This is a genomic window from Bradyrhizobium sp. USDA3010 (assembly GCF_056429065.1).
The window spans coordinates 10,999-29,326 of the sequence record NZ_JBWJZD010000010.1; the positions used below are offsets into that span (position 1 = coordinate 10,999).

18 protein-coding genes are annotated in these 18,328 nt (G+C 64.7%); 9 read left to right on the top strand and 9 right to left on the bottom strand.

Annotation, left to right across the window (positions count from 1 at the left end; genetic code table 11):
- Positions 1–110 precede the first annotated feature (110 nt).
- The 6 genes from AC066Y_RS17405 to AC066Y_RS17430 all read right to left on the bottom strand — a co-directional run bounded on the left by AC066Y_RS17405 (position 111) and on the right by AC066Y_RS17430 (position 5,747).
- On the bottom strand, positions 111–815 hold the full coding sequence (locus AC066Y_RS17405; RefSeq protein WP_212311178.1) for an ABC transporter ATP-binding protein: 705 nt from the start codon (positions 813–815) through the stop codon (positions 111–113).
- Complete coding sequence (locus AC066Y_RS17410) at positions 799–1,533, bottom strand: ABC transporter ATP-binding protein (RefSeq protein WP_478274936.1); 735 nt, start codon at positions 1,531–1,533, stop codon at positions 799–801. The genes AC066Y_RS17405 and AC066Y_RS17410 overlap by 17 nt, the downstream gene beginning before the upstream one ends.
- Positions 1,530–2,516 (bottom strand): branched-chain amino acid ABC transporter permease, encoded by a 987-nt coding sequence (locus tag AC066Y_RS17415; RefSeq protein WP_478274937.1) that lies wholly within the window; start codon positions 2,514–2,516, stop codon positions 1,530–1,532. Before AC066Y_RS17415 ends, AC066Y_RS17410 begins: the two co-directional genes overlap by 4 nt.
- The gene (locus AC066Y_RS17420) at positions 2,516–3,394 is read right to left on the bottom strand and encodes a branched-chain amino acid ABC transporter permease (protein WP_478274938.1); all 879 of its coding nucleotides are present in this window, start codon (positions 3,392–3,394) and stop codon (positions 2,516–2,518) included. The genes AC066Y_RS17415 and AC066Y_RS17420 overlap by 1 nt, the downstream gene beginning before the upstream one ends.
- Positions 3,395–3,596: 202 nt before the next feature.
- Positions 3,597–4,844, bottom strand: a complete 1,248-nt coding sequence (locus AC066Y_RS17425; RefSeq protein ID WP_478274939.1) for an ABC transporter substrate-binding protein — start codon at positions 4,842–4,844, stop codon at positions 3,597–3,599.
- Positions 4,845–4,931: 87 nt separating this feature from the next.
- On the bottom strand, positions 4,932–5,747 hold the full coding sequence (locus AC066Y_RS17430; RefSeq protein WP_478274940.1) for a putative hydro-lyase: 816 nt from the start codon (positions 5,745–5,747) through the stop codon (positions 4,932–4,934).
- A gap of 120 nt (positions 5,748–5,867) precedes the next feature.
- Here AC066Y_RS17430 and AC066Y_RS17435 point away from each other — a divergent pair, with 120 nt between their 5' ends.
- The 3 genes from AC066Y_RS17435 to AC066Y_RS17445 all read left to right on the top strand — a co-directional run bounded on the left by AC066Y_RS17435 (position 5,868) and on the right by AC066Y_RS17445 (position 9,102).
- Complete coding sequence (locus tag AC066Y_RS17435) at positions 5,868–6,785, top strand: LysR family transcriptional regulator (RefSeq protein ID WP_092125043.1); 918 nt, start codon at positions 5,868–5,870, stop codon at positions 6,783–6,785.
- Positions 6,786–6,907: 122 nt separating this feature from the next.
- Entirely contained in the window at positions 6,908–8,158 is a 1,251-nt protein-coding gene (locus tag AC066Y_RS17440) for an allantoate amidohydrolase (protein ID WP_478274941.1), read from the top strand.
- A 32-nt stretch (positions 8,159–8,190) separates the two neighbouring features.
- Entirely contained in the window at positions 8,191–9,102 is a 912-nt protein-coding gene (locus tag AC066Y_RS17445; RefSeq protein ID WP_478274942.1) for an NAD(P)-dependent oxidoreductase, read from the top strand.
- Between the two features lie 265 nt (positions 9,103–9,367).
- Here AC066Y_RS17445 and AC066Y_RS17450 read toward each other — a convergent pair whose 3' ends face one another.
- A complete protein-coding gene (locus AC066Y_RS17450) occupies positions 9,368–10,444 on the bottom strand; it encodes a tartrate dehydrogenase (RefSeq protein WP_478274943.1) in 1,077 nt (358 codons plus the stop codon).
- Positions 10,445–10,614: 170 nt separating this feature from the next.
- On the opposite strand from AC066Y_RS17450, the gene AC066Y_RS17455 reads away from it, so the two are divergent.
- Positions 10,615–11,391: an SDR family oxidoreductase gene (locus tag AC066Y_RS17455; protein WP_478274944.1), complete on the top strand. Its 777-nt coding sequence runs from the start codon at positions 10,615–10,617 to the stop codon at positions 11,389–11,391.
- 128 nt (positions 11,392–11,519) lie between these two features.
- Here AC066Y_RS17455 and AC066Y_RS17460 read toward each other — a convergent pair whose 3' ends face one another.
- Positions 11,520–12,374: an alpha/beta hydrolase gene (locus AC066Y_RS17460; protein ID WP_478274945.1), complete on the bottom strand. Its 855-nt coding sequence runs from the start codon at positions 12,372–12,374 to the stop codon at positions 11,520–11,522.
- A gap of 88 nt (positions 12,375–12,462) precedes the next feature.
- Here AC066Y_RS17460 and AC066Y_RS17465 point away from each other — a divergent pair, with 88 nt between their 5' ends.
- Complete coding sequence (locus AC066Y_RS17465; protein ID WP_478274946.1) at positions 12,463–13,884, top strand: amidase; 1,422 nt, start codon at positions 12,463–12,465, stop codon at positions 13,882–13,884.
- Between the two features lie 6 nt (positions 13,885–13,890).
- Here AC066Y_RS17465 and AC066Y_RS17470 read toward each other — a convergent pair whose 3' ends face one another.
- Positions 13,891–14,523 carry a TetR/AcrR family transcriptional regulator gene (locus tag AC066Y_RS17470; protein ID WP_478274947.1) on the bottom strand — a complete coding sequence of 211 codons (633 nt, stop codon included), beginning with the start codon at positions 14,521–14,523 and terminating at the stop codon, positions 13,891–13,893.
- Positions 14,524–14,700: 177 nt separating this feature from the next.
- Between AC066Y_RS17470 and AC066Y_RS17475 the strand changes: the two genes are divergently transcribed.
- The 4 genes from AC066Y_RS17475 (at position 14,701) to AC066Y_RS17490 (ending at position 18,292) form a co-directional block, all read left to right on the top strand.
- On the top strand, positions 14,701–14,907 hold the full coding sequence (locus AC066Y_RS17475) for a ferredoxin (protein ID WP_038387982.1): 207 nt from the start codon (positions 14,701–14,703) through the stop codon (positions 14,905–14,907).
- Between the two features lie 74 nt (positions 14,908–14,981).
- Positions 14,982–16,208 (top strand): cytochrome P450, encoded by a 1,227-nt coding sequence (locus AC066Y_RS17480; RefSeq protein WP_478274948.1) that lies wholly within the window; start codon positions 14,982–14,984, stop codon positions 16,206–16,208.
- 85 nt (positions 16,209–16,293) lie between these two features.
- Positions 16,294–17,616: an MFS transporter gene (locus tag AC066Y_RS17485; protein WP_478274949.1), complete on the top strand. Its 1,323-nt coding sequence runs from the start codon at positions 16,294–16,296 to the stop codon at positions 17,614–17,616.
- A gap of 13 nt (positions 17,617–17,629) precedes the next feature.
- A complete protein-coding gene (locus AC066Y_RS17490; protein WP_478274950.1) occupies positions 17,630–18,292 on the top strand; it encodes a sulfite oxidase-like oxidoreductase in 663 nt (220 codons plus the stop codon).
- Positions 18,293–18,328: the final 36 nt, after the last annotated feature.

Consider the following 18,328-nt stretch of genomic DNA (forward strand, 5'->3'; position numbering starts at 1 on the left):
CTAATCCGCCCTACAAAGTCGATCGCCTTGCCCGCATGAGCGAAGCGACATGCGGGAGGGCTGGCCCGGATGTCGCTGCGCTCACCCCGACTGCGGCAACGCGTCCGCAACTACAGCCCCAGATACGCCTTGCGCACGTCGGGATTGCCGGTGATCTCGGCCGCGGTGCCCTGCATCAGCACGCGGCCGGTCTGCAGGATGTAGGCGCGGTCGGCGATCTCGAGGCACTCCGCCATGCGCTGCTCGACGATCAGGACCGTCATGCCGGCGTCGCGGATGCGCTTCACGGCCTGGAAGATCTCGTCGACCAGCTTCGGCATGATGCCCTGCGACGGCTCGTCGAGCATCAGAAGCCGCGGCCGCGTCATCAGGGCGCGGCCGATCGCGAGCATCTGCTGCTCGCCGCCGGACAAGGTCTCGGCGCGCTGCTCGAGCCGCTCGCCGAGCCGCGGGAACAGATTGAACACCAGATCGAGCGGCGCATCGCGGTCGGATTGGCTGCGATAGAGATAGCTGCCGAGCCGCAGATTGTCGCGCACCGAGAGCCGCGGAAACAGCCGGCGGTTCTCCGGCACGAAGGCGATGCCATCAGCGGTGATGACGTGCTGCGGCTGTCCGTCGATCCGCTTGCCGTCGAAGGTGACGGTGCCGGCGCGCGGCCGCTCGGCGCCGGCGATCGATTTCAGTAGCGTCGACTTACCCGCGCCGTTGGCGCCGGCGACGCAGACGATCTCGCCCTTGGTGACGTCGATCGACACCGAGGAGATCGCAACCAGGCCCTGATAGGCGGTGGTGACTTCACGCACCGACAGCATGACGATCCCCGAGATAGGCAGAAATGACTTCTGGATTGCGGACGACCTCGGTCGGCTTGCCCTCGACCAGCACCTTGCCGAGATTGAGCACGATGGCGCGGTCGACGAGCGGCATCACGATCTCCATCACATGCTCGACCATCAGCACGGTGACGCCGGTGGCCCGCACCTTGCGCACCAGCTCGACGCCGGTCTGCGCCTCGACCGGCGTCAGCCCGGTCAGCACTTCGTCGAGCAGCAGCAGCTTCGGTTCGGTGGCCAGCGCACGGGCGACTTCGAGCCGGCGCTTCTCCGACGGCACGAGGTCGGCGGCGAGCTTTTCGGCGCGCGCCGCAAGTCCGCAGAACTCCAGGACCTCATAGGCCTTCTGCCGCGCGATGCGCATCTTGGTGTTGCGGATCAGCGCGCCGACGATGACGTTGTCGATCACGGTCATGGTCTCGAAACTCTTGACCACCTGGAAGGTGCGCCCGACGCCGCGCTGGCAGCGTTCCGCCGCCGGCAGCTTCGTCACGTCCTCGCCGTCGAAGATGATCGAGCCCTGGGTGGGCGGCAGCACGCCCGCGATCAGGTTGAACAGCGTCGACTTGCCGGCGCCGTTCGGCCCGATCAGGCCGACGATCTCGCCGCGCCCGACCGAGATCGAGACGTCGCTGTTGGCGATGAGGCCGCCGAAGCGCTGCCAGACGCCGCGGGTTTCCAAGAGCGGGGCCGTCATCGCGCGGCCTCCTTGCGCCCGGAGAGCATGCTGAACACGCTGACGAGCCCCTTCGGCAGTGCCAGCGAGATCGCGACGATCAGCGCGCCATAGACGATCAGGTCGACGCCGCGGCCGGAACCGCCGACAAAGGATCGCGTCAGCTCTGTCAGCGGGATCAGGATCACCGCGCCGAGCACCGGCCCCCACAGCGTGCCGATGCCCCCCAACACAGCGGGCAGCGCCATCAACAACGAGAACTGGAAACCCATCACGCTTTCGGGGTCGATATAGGAGACGAACTGGGCGTAGAAGCTGCCGCCGACGGCGACAAGGAAGGCGGAGACCGCCGCCGCGCCCATCTTGGAATTGAACACGACCACGCCGAGGCTCTCGGCAGCATCCGGATTGTCCTTCACCGCCCGCCACCAATAACCCCATTTGGAGTCCTCAAGCCACCAGGTGACGAGCCAGGCGATGCAGGCCAGCGCCAGCGCGAAATAGAAGTATGGCAGCTTGGAGCGCGTGAACTGGAATTTGAGCCAGCTGTCGCCGCGCACCGGGATATCGATGCCGAGAGCGGCGCCAGCCCAATCCCAGTTCTGGATCAGCAGCAGCGCGATCTCGGCGATCACGATGGTCGCGATCACGAAATAATGCCCGCGCAGGCGGAAGCAGGGATAGCCGAGCGCCATTGCGATCATGGCGGAGATCGCCCCGCCCGCCAGCATGCCGAACCACGGCAGCACGCCGAACTTGGTGAACAGCAGCGCGGTGGTGTAGGCGCCGAGCCCGAAATACAGCGCATGGCCGAGCGAGATCTGTCCGCAATAGCCGGACAGGATGTTCCAGCTCTGCGACAGCGCGGCATACATCAGGGTCAAGACCATGATGTTCTGGATGTAGACGTCCTTGACGAACAGCGGCACTAACGCTGCGATCACCGCAAGGCAGGCCGCCACGATCAGGTCACGCCTGCGGCGTTGGGCGAAGTGGGTGTCCATCACATCGATCCGAACAGGCCACGTGGGCGGATGAAGACGACCAGGAGATAGACGGCATAGATGCCGACCGATTTCAGCGACGGCGGCAGGATCATCGCGGTGGTCGCCTCGACCAGGCCGACGATGATGCCGCCGGCAAAGGCGCCGAACACGCTACCGAAGCCGCCGAGCGCCACGGTGACGTAGGCGATCAGCGCAAACGACGCGCCGACGTCTGGATAGACATAGAAGAAGATTGCCATGATGGCGCCGGCCAGGCCGACCAGCGCGGCACCGAGGCCCCAGCCGAGCGCGAACACCCGGTTCTTGTCGATGCCGACCAGCGCCACCGCGCCGGCGTCTTCGCGGGTCGCCTCGAGCGCGCGGCCGAAATCGGTGTGATTGATGAAGAAGTAGAGCGCGACGAAGGCCGCGATCGACAGCATCGCGCCGATCAGCTGCGGCTCCGGCAGATAGATGCCGGCGATCGAGATCGTCTTGCCGCCGACCCAGGAGTTGGTGACGCTGCGGTAGTCGGGCGTGAAGAAGAACTGGGCGAGGCCCCGCATCACGATCGCAAGGCCGAAGGTGGAGAAGATCTGCACCATGCCGGCATTGGCCTTGGCGCGCATCGCGAAGCGGACCACCAAGAGGTAGACCACCGCGCCGAACACGAACAATGCCGCGGCGACCAACGGCGCCGCGAGCAAGGGGTCGATCGCGAAGAACGCGAACAGGAAGAAGGTCGCGTACATCGCGATCATCAGGAATTCGCCGTGCGCGAAATTCACGACGTCCATCAATCCGAAGATCAATGCGAGGCCGGCGGCGATCAGTCCGTAGAGCAACCCCATCAGGAGGCCGCTCGCCAAACTCTGGATAATGGTCTCGGCTGTCACCGCTGTGCCCCAGTCAACATGTGTCTCTCGCGTCGTCCTGGCGAAGGCCAAGACCCATAACCACAAATGCATCGGTAGCAGGACCAACAACCAATCATCGCAAAACGCCTGCCTGTGTTACGCGATGAGTGCACGCACTCGCGCGGGGATCTCGGGTCGCGCTTCGCTTGCCCGGGACGACGGAGAGAAAGCGTCCGAACGATCAGCTGTTCATCGGCCAGATCGCCTCGGAGACGGCGGCCTGTTCCGGGAAGATCGTCACGAAGTTCTTCGCGGTATATTGCAGCAACACCGGATCGGCGAAATTGTTCTGCCCCATCTCGTCGAACTTGACGCGCCGCCACGGCATGATGGTCACGTCGCCCGGCATGTCGGTGGCGACCAGCGCTTCGCGGATCTTCTCGCCGTCGGTCGACTTGGCGCGGTTGATGGCGTCGGCCATCACGATCAGGCCCATGAACTGGCGCGACGAGTAGTCGTTGAAGTCCTTGCCCGACTTGGCGCGGTACATCTCGTTGATGAGACCGACCATCGGCCGCTTCTGCGCCAGGTCGAGCGAGAAGCTGCCGCGCGAGATCACGCCCTCGAGCTTGTCGCCGACCGCATCATAGGTCGCCTTCTCCGAGAAGCCGGCGTCCTGCGCCATGATGTTCTTCGGCTTGTAGCCGAGCTCCGCCATGGTCTTGACCAGCAGGATCGAGTCGGTGGTGTAGCTCGACGGCATCAGCACGTCGGCATTCGCGGCCTTGAGCTGCTGCACCTCGGCGGTCAGCGACGGCGAGTTGGCGCGGTACTTGATGTCGGCCACGATCTTGTAGCCGCGCTCGCCGGCGAGCTTGGTCTGCGCGTTCGCCGAATCGGTGCCGAAGATGGTGTCCTCGTGGAACAGCGCCAGGGTCTCGATCTTCTGGCCCTTCTTCTTCATCGCATCGAAGAAGTCGAACATCGCGGCCGAGAACATCTCGTCATGCGGCGAGGCGCGGAAATAGTATTTCAAACCACGGCGATGCAGGCTCGGCGAGGAATTGTCGGCCGAGATGAACGGAACGCCATAGCGCTCGCAGGTCTGGCTGACGGTGACGGCCACCGCGCTCTGATAGGTGCCGACGACGGCGCAGACCTTCTCCTGGGTGATCAGCCGCTCGGTCTCGGCGCGGCCCTTCTGCGGATCGGCCTGGTGATCGGCGAACACGAGGCGGACCTTGGCGCCGCCGAGGCCGGACAGGCCTTCGCCCTTGGCGAGCGGCAGCGCGAAATCATAGTTCTTGTTGATGATCTCGGCCGCGGTATTGAAGGCGTGCTGCGCGTCGACGCCGATCGCGGCGCTGGAGCCGGACAGCGGATAGATCACGCCGATTGCCACTTCGCTTGTCTGCGCGCGCGCGGCGATCGGACCGAGCGCAGCGGCGGCAGTGGCACCCAGCAACACGTTACGGCGAGAGATCGTCATCGAAATTCCCCTTAGGTCAGCTTGTTATTTTCGATGTGATGCTTGTAGCGCGCAGTAAAGCCTCAATGAATTGCACGAATTGCCTATTCAGAGCACAGCCAACTGCTTGTTCCTGAGATCGGTCACCAGCATCAGGCCCGGCGAATGCGTGATCGCGAACGGCAGCTTCGCACTTGCGATCACCGATTGCGGCGTCACGCCACAGGCCCAGAACACCGGGATCTCGTCATCGGCCACCGGCACCGGATCGCCATAGTCGGGCTTGGCGATATCCTTGATGCCGATCGCATGCGGGTGGCCGAGATGAACCGGTGCGCCATGCACCGACGGGAAGCGCGAGGTGATCTGCACCGCGCGGATCGCATCCGCCGGCTTGAACGGGCGCATCGACACCACCATCGGTCCCGCGAACGGCCCCGACGGCTGGCAGGCGATGTTGGTCCGGTACATTGGCACACGCAGGTTGCGTTCGATGTGACGGATCGGCAGCCCGTCCTCCAGCAGCGCCTCCTCGAACGAATAGGAGCAGCCGAGCACGAAGGTGACGAGATCGTCGCGCCAGTATTTGGTGATGTCGGTCGGCTCGTCCGCCACCTCGCCGTCGCGCCAGACCCGGTAGCGCGGCACGTCGGTGCGGATGTCGAGGTCGAGGCCGAGCGCGGGGATTCTGGGATCGCCGACGTCGGACATGCCGATGATCGGGCACGGCTTCGGATTGAGCTGGCAGAAGCGGTGGAAGGCGCCGGCGAGCTTCTCCGGCAGGATCGCCAGATTGCCCTGGACGAAACCGTTGGCGAGCCCGGCTGTGGTCGCCGAGGCCATGCCGTTGCGGCTGGCGTGCCGCGCTTCGACGCTCGCGAGCACCGGCTCCTGAGATCGCTGCACTGCCGCAAAAACAGTCATGGGATTCTCCTGCCCATAATCTCGACAAGGACAAACCAACACCAAGCGTGATATAATGTCTAATCGTCCTTTCTAATCAAAATCGATAAATAAGATTTATCGATCGGGGATATGCTTCCAATGACGGACTTCCGCTCGATCGAAACCTTCCTCTGGGTCGTCAAGCTCGGCAGCTTCCGCGGCGCCGCCCAGCGGCTCAACACCACCCAGCCGGCGATCTCCCAGCGCATCGCCCAGCTCGAGCGCGAGATGGGCGTCAAGCTGCTGAACCGCGATCACCGGGTGGCCTCGCCGACGCCGAGCGGACGGCTGATGATGACCTACGCCGAGAAGCTGATCGGCCTGCGCTCGGAGATGATGGCGGAGGTCGGCGACCGTTCGGCGATGCGCGGCGCGCTGCGGCTCGGTGTCGCGGAGACCATCGTGCACACCTGGCTGCCGCGGCTGGTCAAGAGCGTCAACGAGATCTACCCGAACCTGTCGCTGGAGATCGAGGTCGACATCACGCCGAACCTGACCCCGCGACTGCTGGCGCAGGAGATCGAGCTCGCCTTCGTGCTCGGACCGGTCTCGGCATCCGGCGCGCACAATCATGTGCTGTGCGATTACCCGATCGGCTTCCTGGCGAGTCCGTCGCTCGGCCTCGGCTCCGGCCCGGTGGCGCGGCGGGATCTGGCGCGGTTTCCGATCATCACATTTCCGCGCAAGACCCAGCCCTATGAGACCGTGCGCGCGCTGTTCAACGCCCCCGACCTGCCGCCGATCCGGCTGCACGCCTCGACCTCGCTCGCGACCGTGATCCACATGGCCAATGAAGGCCTTGGCATTGCGGTGATTCCGTCGGCGATCGTCGAGAACGAGCTGGCCGACGGCCGCTTGCAACTGCTCGATACCGACCTCAAGCTGCCGCCCCTCACCTTCACCGCGAGCTGGCTCGCTTCGCCCGATGCGGTCGCCATCGAGCGCGTCGCCCATCTCGCCAGGCAGATCGCGCAGGCGAGCGTGGCGGTTGACGCGGTGGAAGCGGCGCGCCATTGAACGAGTGCCGGATAATCAAACGTCATTCCGGAACGGCTCGAAGAGCCGAACCCGGAATCTCGAGATTCCGGGTTCGATGCTGACGCATCGCCCCGGAAAGACAGCTGAAATGGACTGACGACATGAGCCGAGCCGCGACCAACCTGCAGATCGATTCCGCCCGCCTCTGGGGCACCATCCACGAAACCGCGCAGTTCGGTGCAACGCCAAAGGGCGGCGTGCGGCGGCTAACCCTCAGCGCCGAAGACAAGCAGGTGCGCGACTGGTTCCGCAAGGCCTGCGAGAGCGCCGGCCTCGAGGTTCAGGTCGATGCACTCGGCTCGATGTTCGGCTTGCGGAAAGGACGGGACATGTCGAAGCCGCCGATCGGCGTCGGCTCGCATCTCGACACCCAGCCGACCGGCGGCAAATATGATGGCATCCTCGGCACGCTGGCCGCGCTCGAGATGGTGCGCACGCTCAACGATGCCGGCATCGAGACCGAGCTGCCGATCTGCATCTGCAACTGGACCAACGAGGAAGGCTCGCGCTTTGCGCCGGCGATGATGGCCTCTGCCGCCTATGTCGGCGATTTCACCACCGACGACATCCTGTCGCGCAAGGATGCCGACGGCGTCACGGTGGCGCAGGCGCTGGACTCGATCGGCTATCGCGGCGATGCCCCGGTCGGCCGCCAGAAGTTCACCAGCTTCGTCGAGCTGCATATTGAGCAGGGCCCGATCCTGGAGGCCGAGGGCAAGACCATCGGCGTGGTCGATTCCGGCCAGGGCGTGTTGTGGTACGACGGCAAGATCACGGGCTTCGAGAGCCATGCCGGCTCCACCCCGATGCCGCTGCGCCGCGATGCGCTGGCAACGCTGTCGGAGATCGTGCTGGCGATGGAAAGCATTGCGAAGAAACACGGGCCGAACGCGGTCGGCACCATCGGCGAGGCCGTGATCGCAGCGCCCTCGCGCAACGTCATCCCCGGCGAGATCGCCTTCACGGTGGATTGCCGCAGCGCCGACGCCGCGATCATGGACGCGCTGGATCGCGACCTGCGTGCAGCCGTCACCGAGATCGCAGCAAAGCGCAAGGTCGAGGTCCAGCTCGACCTGGTCTGGCGCAAGGCGCCGACGCATTTCGATCCGAAGCTGGTCGACGCGGTGGAGAACGCGGCCCAGCAGCTCGGCTATTCGCACCGCCGCATCACCTCCGGCGCCGGCCATGACGCCTGCAACCTCAACACGGTGATGCCGGCGGCGATGGTGTTCGTGCCCTGCAAGGACGGCATCAGCCATAACGAGCTGGAAGACGCCACGCAGACCGATTGCGCCGCCGGCGCCAACGTCCTGATGCATACGGTGCTGGCGCTCGCCGGCGTCGCATCCTGATCATCGCTACTTCTCATCGGATGGAGGCTTTCGTGCGCGCAGTGTTTGTTGACGCCAATGAATCGCTCGCTGTCATCACCGAGCGATTGGAGAAGTCAGGCGATCCCCAGATGCGGATCAACCGCAACCCCGACATCAAGCCGGAGGATTATCCTGCAGTGCTCGACGGCGCCGAGATCGCGGTCGTCGACCACACCGCGCTGCCCACCGACATTGCGAAAAAGTGCGCCGGCCTGAAGCATGTCGTGTTCCTCGGCACCGGCGCGCGCAGCTACATGAATCCGGAAGAGCTCGCCGAGCTCGGCATCTCCGTGCATCTGATCAAGGGCTATGGCGACACCGCGGTCGCGGAGTCCGCGATCGCGCTGATGTGGTCATCGGCGCGGGTGATCGCGCAGATGGACCGCGAGATGCGCGCCGGCAACTGGCTGCGCGAAGACGGCATGCAGCTCACCGGCAAGACGCTTGGCCTGGTCGGCTTCGGCGGCATCGCCGCCGAGGTTGCCCGCATCGCGCTCGGCAGCGGCATGAAGGTGATCGCCTGGAACCGGTCGCCCAAGAGCCATCCGGGCGTCGAATTCACCGAACTCGACACCGTGCTGGCGAACAGCGACGTGGTCTCGATCCATCTCTTGCTGAACGACGAGACCCGCGGCCTGATTACGCGCGACAAGATCGCCAAAATGAAAAAGGGCGTGGTGCTGATCAACACCGCCCGCGGCGCGATCGTCGATGAGCAAGCGATGATCGATGCGCTCAACTCCGGCCACATCCGCCACGCCGGCCTCGACGTCTACAACATCGAGCCGCTGCCGAAGGATCACCCGCTGACCAAGATCCCGAATGTGACGCTGTCTGCGCATTCCGCCTTCCGCACGCCCGAGGCGAGCGAGAACCTGATCCACGCGGCATGGGAGCATTGCCGGCGGATCGTGAAGGGGTAGACCGTAGGGCGGGTTAGCGAAGCGTAACCCGCCGACTTTGAAGGAAAGAAATGGTGGGCCTCCGGCTGACCCACCCTACGCAGACCGCGAAGCAATCAATATCGACGTCGTCCTGGACAAGCGAGCGTAGCGAGCGCGATTCCAGGACCCATTACCACTGGCCTGCGTCATCGCGCAGGGCGGTGGTTAGACCTCTCAAGACAACAAGCATTCGGGGTAATGGGTCCTGGCTTTCGCCAGGACGCCCCCATGGTTGACAGCGAACCTAGTCCACCATCTCCGCGACGGCCTTGCCGCATGCCGTGGTGTCGGCGTTGCCGCCGAGGTCGCGGGTGCGCAGCGTGCGTTCGCCGAGCGTGCGCTCGATCGCGCTGACGATGGCGGCAGCTGCCTGCTTCTCGCCGAGGTGCTCCAGCATCATCGCGCCCGACCAGATCATGCCGATCGGGTTGGCGATGCCCTGCCCGGCAATGTCAGGCGCCGAGCCGTGCACCGGCTCGAACACCGAGGGGAAATCGCCTTCCGGATTGATGTTGCCCGATGGCGCGATGCCGATCGTGCCGGTGCAGGCCGGGCCGAGGTCGGAGAGAATATCCCCGAACAGATTGGAGCCGACCACGACGTCGAACCAGTCCGGATGCAGCACGAAGTTCGCGGTGAGAATGTCGATGTGGTACTTGTCCCACTTCACACCGGGATACTTCTTGGCCATCGCCTCCACGCGCTCGTCCCAGTAGGGCATGGTGATGGAGATGCCGTTCGACTTGGTCGCCGAGGTCAGATGCTTCTTCGGCCGCGACTGCGCCAGATCGAATGCGAATTTCAGGATGCGGTCGACGCCAATGCGGGTCATCACGGTCTGCTGGGTGACGAATTCGCGGTCGGTGTCCGGGAACATGCGGCCGCCGACGGAGGAGTACTCGCCCTCGGTGTTCTCGCGCACCACCCAGAAGTCGATATCGCCGGGCTTGCGGTTTGCCAGCGGCGACGGCACGCCGGGCATCAGCCGCACCGGGCGCAAGTTGACGTACTGGTCGAACTCGCGGCGGAATTTTATGAGCGAACCCCACAACGAGATATGGTCAGGTATTTTCGCCGGCCAGCCGACCGCACCAAAGTAGATCGCGTCATGCTTGCCGATCTGGGCCTTCCAGTCGGCCGGCATCATCTCGCCGTGCTTCTCGTAATAGTCGTAGGAGGCGAAGTCGAAATGATCGAACTTCACGTCGACGCCGTACTTCTTCGCCGCCGCCTCGATGACGCGCAGGCCCTCCGGCATCACTTCCTTGCCGATGCCGTCGCCGGGAATGACCGCAATCCGATACTGCTTTTTGCTGCTCATCGAGAACACCCTTGTGATTTGCCCGGCCGGCAATGCCGCCTATCCTGATGGTCCTGCAATGGACCAAACTTCGTGCGAGCGCAACGCTGCAGTGCAGTGTTGACCGCGGCGCGACCCTGCCCCACCAATTTCGCGGACATCCCACTCCTCATACCAAAGCGAGACATCCCATGGATCTGCATCTGCGCGGCAAGCGTGTCCTGATCACCGGCGCCTCCAAGGGCATTGGCACGGCCGCCGCCGAAGCCTTTGCCGAGGAAGGCGCCAATCTGCTGCTCGCCGCCCGCAACGGCGAGCAATTGAAGGCGCTGGCCGAACGGCTGCGTTCGGCGCATCAGATCGATGCAGCGATCAGCGTCGTCGATCTGCGCAAATCGGAAGATCTGGCGCGATTGGCAAAAGAGGCCGCCGATATCGACATCCTGGTCAACAATGCCGGCGACATCCCGGGCGGCTCGATCGACAAGATCGACGAGGCGACGTGGCGGCACGCCTGGGAGCTCAAGGTGTTCGGCTATGTCAATTTGACGCGCGCGATCTATGCCCAGATGAAGGTGCGCGGCGGCGGTGTGATCGTCAACGACATCGGCGCGGCCGGCGAGAAGTTCGACGCCAATTACATCTGCGGCAGCGCCGGCAATGCAGCGCTGATGTCGTTCACCCGCGCGCTCGGCGGCAAGAGCCTCGCCGACAACATCCGCGTCGTCGGCATCAACCCCGGCCCGGTCGGTACCGACCGCCACGTCACGCTGCTCAAGACCCGCGCCAAGAACCAGTTCGGCGACGAGAGCCGCTACACGGAATTCCAGAAGGGCCTGCCGCTCGGGCGCCCCGCGCATGCGCGCGAGATCGGCGACCTGATGGCGTTCCTGGCGTCCGATCGTGCAGGCTATACGTCGGGCGTGATCTACACGGTGGATGGCGGGCTGACGTCGGGATGGGGGTAGGCCTTGCCACTTATTTGACGTCATCCTGAGGAGCCGCGCCTTTGCGCGGCGTCTCGAAGGATGGGCCACGGGCTGCGTCATCCTTCGAGGCTCGCTCAGCGGCGCAATTGCGCCGCAAGGCTCGCACCTCAGGATGACGCCGTCCGCTCGAACAACTGCCGGATCAGCGTGGTGATGCGGCCCTGCGGCGCCAGCATCTGGTTCATGATCGAGAAGTGGTCGGCGCCGGCGATCTCCTCATAGGTCACCGGCAAGCCATAGCGGGCGCGATGGCCGGCGAAATCGGCGGTCTGCTTGCGCAGCAGCGGCAGCTCAGCGCTGCCGACCACCAGCGACAGCGGTTTTGCCGTGCTGCCTTGCTGCATCATGGGCGAATTGCGCCGTGAGGCGGCTTCGTCGAGCCTGAGCTTCTCGTTGAGATAGGAATGCCGGATCGGCTCGAGGTCGTAGATGCCCGAGATCGCCATGCCGGCCCGGACATGGGTGTTCGACAACGCCATCGATGTCAGATGACCGCCGGCCGACCAGCCCGACACGACGATACCTTCGGCAGCGGCACCGAGCGCGGGCAACTGCCCGGCAAGAAAATCGATGCCCGCATGAATCTCGGCGACGATGTCGTCGAGCGTCGCATCCGGCGCCAGCGTGTAGCCGATCAGGGCCACATTGATGCCCTGCGCCATCGGCCCCTCGGCAAAGATCGTGAACACCTCCTTGGCGCGGGTCTGCCAATAGCCGCCGTGGATAAACAGGAGCGTCGGCGCGCCGTCGCGCATCTTCAGAAAATCGATCCGGTTGCGTTCACGCGGGCCGTATCGAAGGTCGAGGTGCTCGGGATGCTTCTGCCGCAGCGCTGCGGAGCGCTGCTCCCAGCCGGCGGCGATCTCGGCGCTGCCCTTGACGGCAACGCCATTGTTCAACCCGAGGTCCCGCTCCTGCTGGCTCATCGCGCGCCAGTCCAGCGCGGAAAACAACGCTGCCATCCCTGCCTCTTCGGTTCTCGTCGCATTGCCACGACGGCAGGAAATGTTCTACAGCACAAGCAAACGGAAGACATAGGAGCAACGGCGCATGGCTGATCAGGGCTTGGTGAAGGAAACGGCGTGTGCCGTCGTCGCGAAACTGAAAGCCGGCGACGTCACGCCGCTCGACCTGCTCGACGTGCTGGAAAAGCGCATCGCCGAGGTCGACGGCAAGGTCAACGCGCTGCCGACGCTCTGCTTCGACCGCGCCCGCAGACACGCCAAGGCCCTGATGCAGAAGCCGGCCAGCGAGCGCGGCCTGCTTGCGGGACTTCCGGTCCCGATCAAGGACCTCACCGCCGTCTCCGGCGTGCTCACCACGCTGGGCTCACCAATCTTCAAGGACAACATCCCCGCGAAGTCGGACATCCTGGTCGAGCGCCTCGAGCAGAACGGCGGCGTGATCTACGCCAAGTCGAACACCCCGGAATTCGGCGCCGGCGCCAACACCTTCAACGAGGTGTTCGGTCCGACCCGCAATCCCTGGGACACATCGCGCTCGGCCGCCGGCTCCTCCGGCGGCGCCGCGGCGGCGCTGTCCAGCGGCACCGCGTGGCTCGCCCACGGCTCCGACATGGGCGGCAGCCTGCGCAACCCGGCGAGCTTCTGCGGCGTCGTAGGCCTCCGGCCGTCGATCGGCCGGGTCGCCCACACGCCGAAATTCGGGGTCGACCGCACGCTCGGCGTGCAGGGGCCGATGGCGCGCAATGTCGAGGACCTCGCGCTGCTGCTCGACGCAATGAGCGGCGAGCATGCTGCCGATCCGCTGTCGCTGCCGGTGCTGCCGACCTCGTTCCTGTCTGCGGCGCGCTCGAATCAGAAGCCGAAGCGCATCGCCTATTCACCCGATCTCGGCATCACTCCGGTCGATCCCGAGGTCAAAGCGGTGACCCGCAAGGCCGCGGAGCGGTTTGCGGAAACCGGTGCGATCGTCGAGGAGGCGCATCCCGACCTCCGCGAGGCCCATGAATGCTTCCACGTGCTGCGCGCGTTCGATTTCGCGATCAGCAAGGCCGAATTGCTGCGCACCAAGCGCGACCTGCTCAAGCCCGAAGTGATCTGGAACATCGAGGAAGGGCTGAAGCTCACGGTCGAAAAGCTCGAGCGCGCCGAGGCGCAGCGGGTGGCGATGACCGCGCGTGCGCTTGAATTCTTCGAGCGATACGATTTGCTGCTGGCGCCCGCGACCATCGTGCCGCCATTCCCAGTCGAGAACCGCTATGTCGCCGAATGCGACGGCAAGAAGTTCGACAATTATGTCGAATGGCTCGGCATCGTCTATGCGATCACGCTGGCTTGCTGCCCGGCGCTGTCGCTGCCCTGCGGCTTCACCGCATCGGGCCTGCCGGTCGGCCTGCAGATGGTCGCCAAGCCCCGCGCCGAGGCGCAGCTTCTGGCCGGCGCGAAAGTGCTGGAGGACATTCTGGGCGTGCGTGGTACCACCCCGATCGATCCGCGGTCGCCGAGATAAGGCGTTCTACGTCTTCTCTTCCGTCGCATGCAGCGCGACGGTGAGTGCGAGCTTGGTCTGCTCGACGATCTCGTCCATCAGTTCCTCGCGGCTGATCTGGCCGACCTCGCCGGTGAGCAGGCCCTGCTCGGCGAGCATCACGATGCCGTGCAACCCGGCCCAGATCTTCAGCGCCTGCCGTTCGCGCAACAGCCCGACGGCCGGCGCCTCGAACGACTCGATCAACAGCGCCAGCGTTTCCATCGCCGCGACGTGCAGCTCGCTGCCGACGGGCGCGCAGGCCATGGTTCTGGACGCGAACATCAACCGGTAGATGCCGTGGCGCTCGAGCCCGAAAGCCAGCGCAGCCTGGGCAAAGCGCGACAGTTTCGAGCCCTTGCCGGGCTGCTCGATCGCCTCGCGCATGATCACGTTGAACTGCCGGAACGCTTCCGCGGTCACCGCCTCAAGCAACGCCTCGCGGTCGGCGAAATGCCGGTACGGCGCCGGCTGCGAGACGCCGAGCTGCCTGGCCAGCGCCTTGATGCTGATCGCTTCGGGGCCACCGAGCTCGACCTCGCGTAACGCCGCCTGAATCAGGGCTTCGCGGAGGTCGCCATGGTGGTAGGTTTTCAACGGCTTACGAACGATTTGTCCCATTGCGGCAATGATCGCTGAATTTTCGCTTGACGCGCAAGCACGACGATAATGTAATATGCTATAACTTGGTGATCCGGTTAAGAGGCCGGCCGCCCAAGCAAGCTGGAACTTGCATAAATTAAAATGAGGAACCCGGCGCGCCCTACCTGTGCGCCAGAGCCGAGGGAGAGTGCTTGCATGTCCAAGCTCAAAATCCGCGTCGACCAGGACAAGTGCCAGGGTCACGCCCGCTGCAAATCGCTCGCCCCCGAATTGTTCGAGCTCGACGAATACGGCAACGCCCATGAAGTCGGCGACGGGACCGTTCCGGCCGGGCTCGAGGACAAGGCCTGGCTCGCGCAGACCAACTGCCCGGAAATCGCGATCGAAGTCACCGAGGAATAGCGGCCAGCAGGGATGGCCGGGTGCCTCCCGTTGAGCCGACCAGCGTTTTGATCGAACGAGAAGGAAACGAGCCGATGTCCGATTCCCCGTCCGCAACCTATCTACCCGAACATCCCCCGGTCACCGACTGGGTCCATGATTTCGACCATACCGATCCGGTCTGGACCGACGACCCGTTCCCGATCTGGGAGACGCTGCGCACCGCCTCGCCGGTCGTGCACACCGAGCGCTTCCTCGGCTGCTACATGCCGACCACCTATCAGGCGGTGAAGGAGATCGCCTACGACACCGAGCACTTCTCTTCGCGCCGCGTCATCGTGCGCGACGTGCGGCCCGAGATCTCCGCCCGCGCGCCGCCGATCACCTCCGATCCGCCGGAGCACAAGCCCGCCAAGCAGGTGCTGCTGCCGCCCTTCACGCCGGACGCGATGAAGCGGCTGGAGCCGCGGGTACGCGCGATCTGCAACGAGCTGATCGACGAATTCATCGCCGACGGCCGTTGCGACGCCGCGGCGCGCTACACCAAGCACATCCCGGTGCGCGCCATCGCGCACATGCTGGGAATCCCCGAGAAGGACGGCGACCTCTTCATCAAGTGGATCCACCAGATCCTCGAGCTCGGCATCAGGAACGAAGACGAGCTGATGAACGGCGTGCGCGAGATGACCGGCTACTTCATGGCCCATCTCGAGCAGCGCAAGCTTGAGCCGGGCGACGATCTGATCTCGCAGCTCTTGCGGGCCAAGGGCCCCGGCGGCCAGCCGCTGACCGACGAGCATGTGCTCGGCTCGCTGCGGCTGCTCCTGATCGCCGGCATCGATACCACCTGGAGCGCGATCGGCTCCTCGCTCTGGCACCTCGCCAAGACGCCCGCCGATCGCGAGCGGCTGGTCGCGGAGCCGGCGCTGATCCCGACCGCGATCGAGGAATTCCTGCGCGCCTATTCGCCGGTGACGATGGCGCGCGAGGTGATGAAGGAGACCACGATCTCCGGCTGCCCGGTCAAGGCCGGCAACATGGTGCTGCTGTCGTTCCCCGCGGCCAACCGCGACCCCGCGATGTTCCCCGATGCGGACAAGGTGGTGATCGACCGCAAGGAGAACCGCCACGCGGCGTTCGGCCTCGGCATCCATCGCTGCGTCGGTTCCAACCTGGCGCGGATGGAGATGCAGGTGGCGATCGAGGAATGGCTGAAGCGGATTCCGGATTTCCGCCTCGACCCGGCCGGCAAGGTCACCTGGTCGGAAGGCACGGTGCGCGGCCCGCGTCAACTGCCCGTTCTGTTCGGCAAGAACGCCTAAAGCAACAGCACAGCAGTTACACCGCACCACGCAAATGAGATAGGTTGCCCCGGAATCGCGCCAGAAAATCCGGGGAGGCCTGCCAATGTCCGAACAAACCGCTCAATCCGCGAGCGACCATCTCGACATCCATGACGTCGAGCGGCGGGTCAAGGCGATCTTCATCGGCTCGGTCGGCAATCTCGTCGAGTGGTACGATTTCTACGCCTACACCGCGTTCGCGCTGTATTTCGCGCCGGCGTTCTTCCCGCACAGCGATCCGGTGGTGCAGCAGCTCAATGCGGCCGTGCTGTTTGCCGCGACCTTCCTGATGCGCCCGCTGGGCGGCTGGCTGTTCGGCTACATCGCCGACCGCTATGGCCGACGGCTGTCGCTGACGCTGTCCGTGGTGTGCATGTGCTTCGGCTCGCTGATCATCGCGGTGACGCCGACCTATGCCACCATCGGCATTGCCGCACCTGCGATCCTGGCACTCGCCCGCATCATCGAGGGCCTGAGCCTCGGCGGCGAATACGGCGCCAGCGCCACCTATCTCAGCGAGGTCGCCGATCCCAAGCATCGCGGCTTCTATTCGAGCTTCCAGTACGTGACGCTGATCGGCGGCCAGCTCACCGCGATCATCGTGCTCTTGCTGCTGCAGAAGGTGTTCCTGACCCCGGACGAGCTGAAAGCCTGGGGCTGGCGGATTCCGTTCGTGATCGGCGCCATGCTCGCGATCTTCGCGGCGGTGATGCGGCGCGGCCTGCACGAGACCGAGGCGTTCGAGGAGGCCAAGAAGGTCTCCAAGCCGACCGGCTCGATCGTCGGCCTCCTGAACTATCCGCGCGAATTGCTGCTGGTGGTTGGTCTCACCGCCGGCGGCACCGCTGCGTTCTACACCTTCACCACCTACATGCAGACCTTCGTGAAGCTGTCGGTCGGCCTCACCGAGGACCAGACCACCTTCGTGATCTTCGGCTCGCTGATCTTCGCGACCTTCCTGCAGCCGATCTATGGCGCGCTGTCCGACCGCATCGGCCGCAAGCCGCTGTTGATCTTCTTCGGCGTCGTCGGCACGCTCGCGACGATCCCGATCCTGACCGCCCTGAAGGAGACCAAGTCGCCCTTCATCGCCTTCCTCCTGATCTGCGGCGCCTGGATCTTCGTCGCCGGCTACACCTCGATCAATGCGATCGTGAAGGCCGAGCTGTTCCCTACCAATGTCCGTGCGCTCGGCGTCGGCCTGCCCTACGCCATCACGGTGTCGGTCTTCGGCGGCACCGCGCCTGCGGTCGCGCTCTATTTCAAGAGCATCGGGCACGAGGACTGGTTCTACTATTATCTCAGTGGCATGATCTTCCTGTCGCTCCTGATCTATTCGACCATGCGCGACACCAAGCACGACTCCGCAATGCATCGCCACGAATGATGGCACAACGCCGATGACCGACGACGCCGAGCCACCCGAGAGCAAGCTGACGCGCAGCAAGCAGCGCTGGGCGCGCGAGGGCAAATTCCTCACCGGCAAGATCACCCGGCCGGAAGAGCAGCGCCTGCCGCCGGGCCAGCATCTGACGGCGGACTGGCCGGTGCTCGATCTCGGGCTGCTGCCGAACGTGACGCGGGAGCGCTGGCGGCTCGACGTCCACGGCGCGGTCGAGCAGACCATCTACTGGGACTGGTCGCAATTCATGGCGCAGCCGCAGACCCAATTCGTCTCCGACATCCACTGCGTCACCACCTGGTCGCGCTACGACAATCAGTGGGAGGGGCTTGCGATCCGCGACCTGCTCGCCGCCTGCCAGCCGCGCGAGGACGCGCGATTCGTCGCGCTGCATTCGTATGACGGCTATACGACAAACCTGGCGCTCGAGGATTTTGCCGCCGAGGACGCGCTGCTCGCCCATAGCTGGTCGGGCAAGCCGCTGGAGCAGGAGCATGGCGGCCCGGTGCGGCTGGTGGTGCCGCATCTGTATTTCTGGAAAAGCGCGAAGTGGCTGCAGCGCATCGAATTTTTACCTGCGGATGCGCCCGGCTTCTGGGAGGTGCGCGGTTATCACAATCGCGGTGATCCCTGGGCCGAACAGCGCTATTCTGGCGACTGACTTTCCTCACCTCTCCCATCGGGAGAGGTCGGCGCG

Coding starts and splice junctions, on each gene's coding strand:
- AC066Y_RS17405 (WP_212311178.1), bottom strand. CDS start 815: ATGCTGTCGGTGCGTGAAGTCACCACCGCCTATCAGGGCCTGGTTGCG.
- AC066Y_RS17410 (WP_478274936.1), bottom strand. CDS start 1,533: ATGACGGCCCCGCTCTTGGAAACCCGCGGCGTCTGGCAGCGCTTCGGC.
- AC066Y_RS17415 (WP_478274937.1), bottom strand. CDS start 2,516: ATGGACACCCACTTCGCCCAACGCCGCAGGCGTGACCTGATCGTGGCG.
- AC066Y_RS17425 (WP_478274939.1), bottom strand. CDS start 4,844: ATGACGATCTCTCGCCGTAACGTGTTGCTGGGTGCCACTGCCGCCGCT.
- AC066Y_RS17430 (WP_478274940.1), bottom strand. CDS start 5,747: ATGACTGTTTTTGCGGCAGTGCAGCGATCTCAGGAGCCGGTGCTCGCG.
- AC066Y_RS17435 (WP_092125043.1), top strand. CDS start 5,868: ATGACGGACTTCCGCTCGATCGAAACCTTCCTCTGGGTCGTCAAGCTC.
- AC066Y_RS17440 (WP_478274941.1), top strand. CDS start 6,908: ATGAGCCGAGCCGCGACCAACCTGCAGATCGATTCCGCCCGCCTCTGG.
- AC066Y_RS17450 (WP_478274943.1), bottom strand. CDS start 10,444: ATGAGCAGCAAAAAGCAGTATCGGATTGCGGTCATTCCCGGCGACGGC.
- AC066Y_RS17455 (WP_478274944.1), top strand. CDS start 10,615: ATGGATCTGCATCTGCGCGGCAAGCGTGTCCTGATCACCGGCGCCTCC.
- AC066Y_RS17460 (WP_478274945.1), bottom strand. CDS start 12,374: ATGGCAGCGTTGTTTTCCGCGCTGGACTGGCGCGCGATGAGCCAGCAG.
- AC066Y_RS17465 (WP_478274946.1), top strand. CDS start 12,463: ATGGCTGATCAGGGCTTGGTGAAGGAAACGGCGTGTGCCGTCGTCGCG.
- AC066Y_RS17470 (WP_478274947.1), bottom strand. CDS start 14,523: ATGGGACAAATCGTTCGTAAGCCGTTGAAAACCTACCACCATGGCGAC.
- AC066Y_RS17475 (WP_038387982.1), top strand. CDS start 14,701: ATGTCCAAGCTCAAAATCCGCGTCGACCAGGACAAGTGCCAGGGTCAC.
- AC066Y_RS17480 (WP_478274948.1), top strand. CDS start 14,982: ATGTCCGATTCCCCGTCCGCAACCTATCTACCCGAACATCCCCCGGTC.
- AC066Y_RS17485 (WP_478274949.1), top strand. CDS start 16,294: ATGTCCGAACAAACCGCTCAATCCGCGAGCGACCATCTCGACATCCAT.
- AC066Y_RS17490 (WP_478274950.1), top strand. CDS start 17,630: ATGACCGACGACGCCGAGCCACCCGAGAGCAAGCTGACGCGCAGCAAG.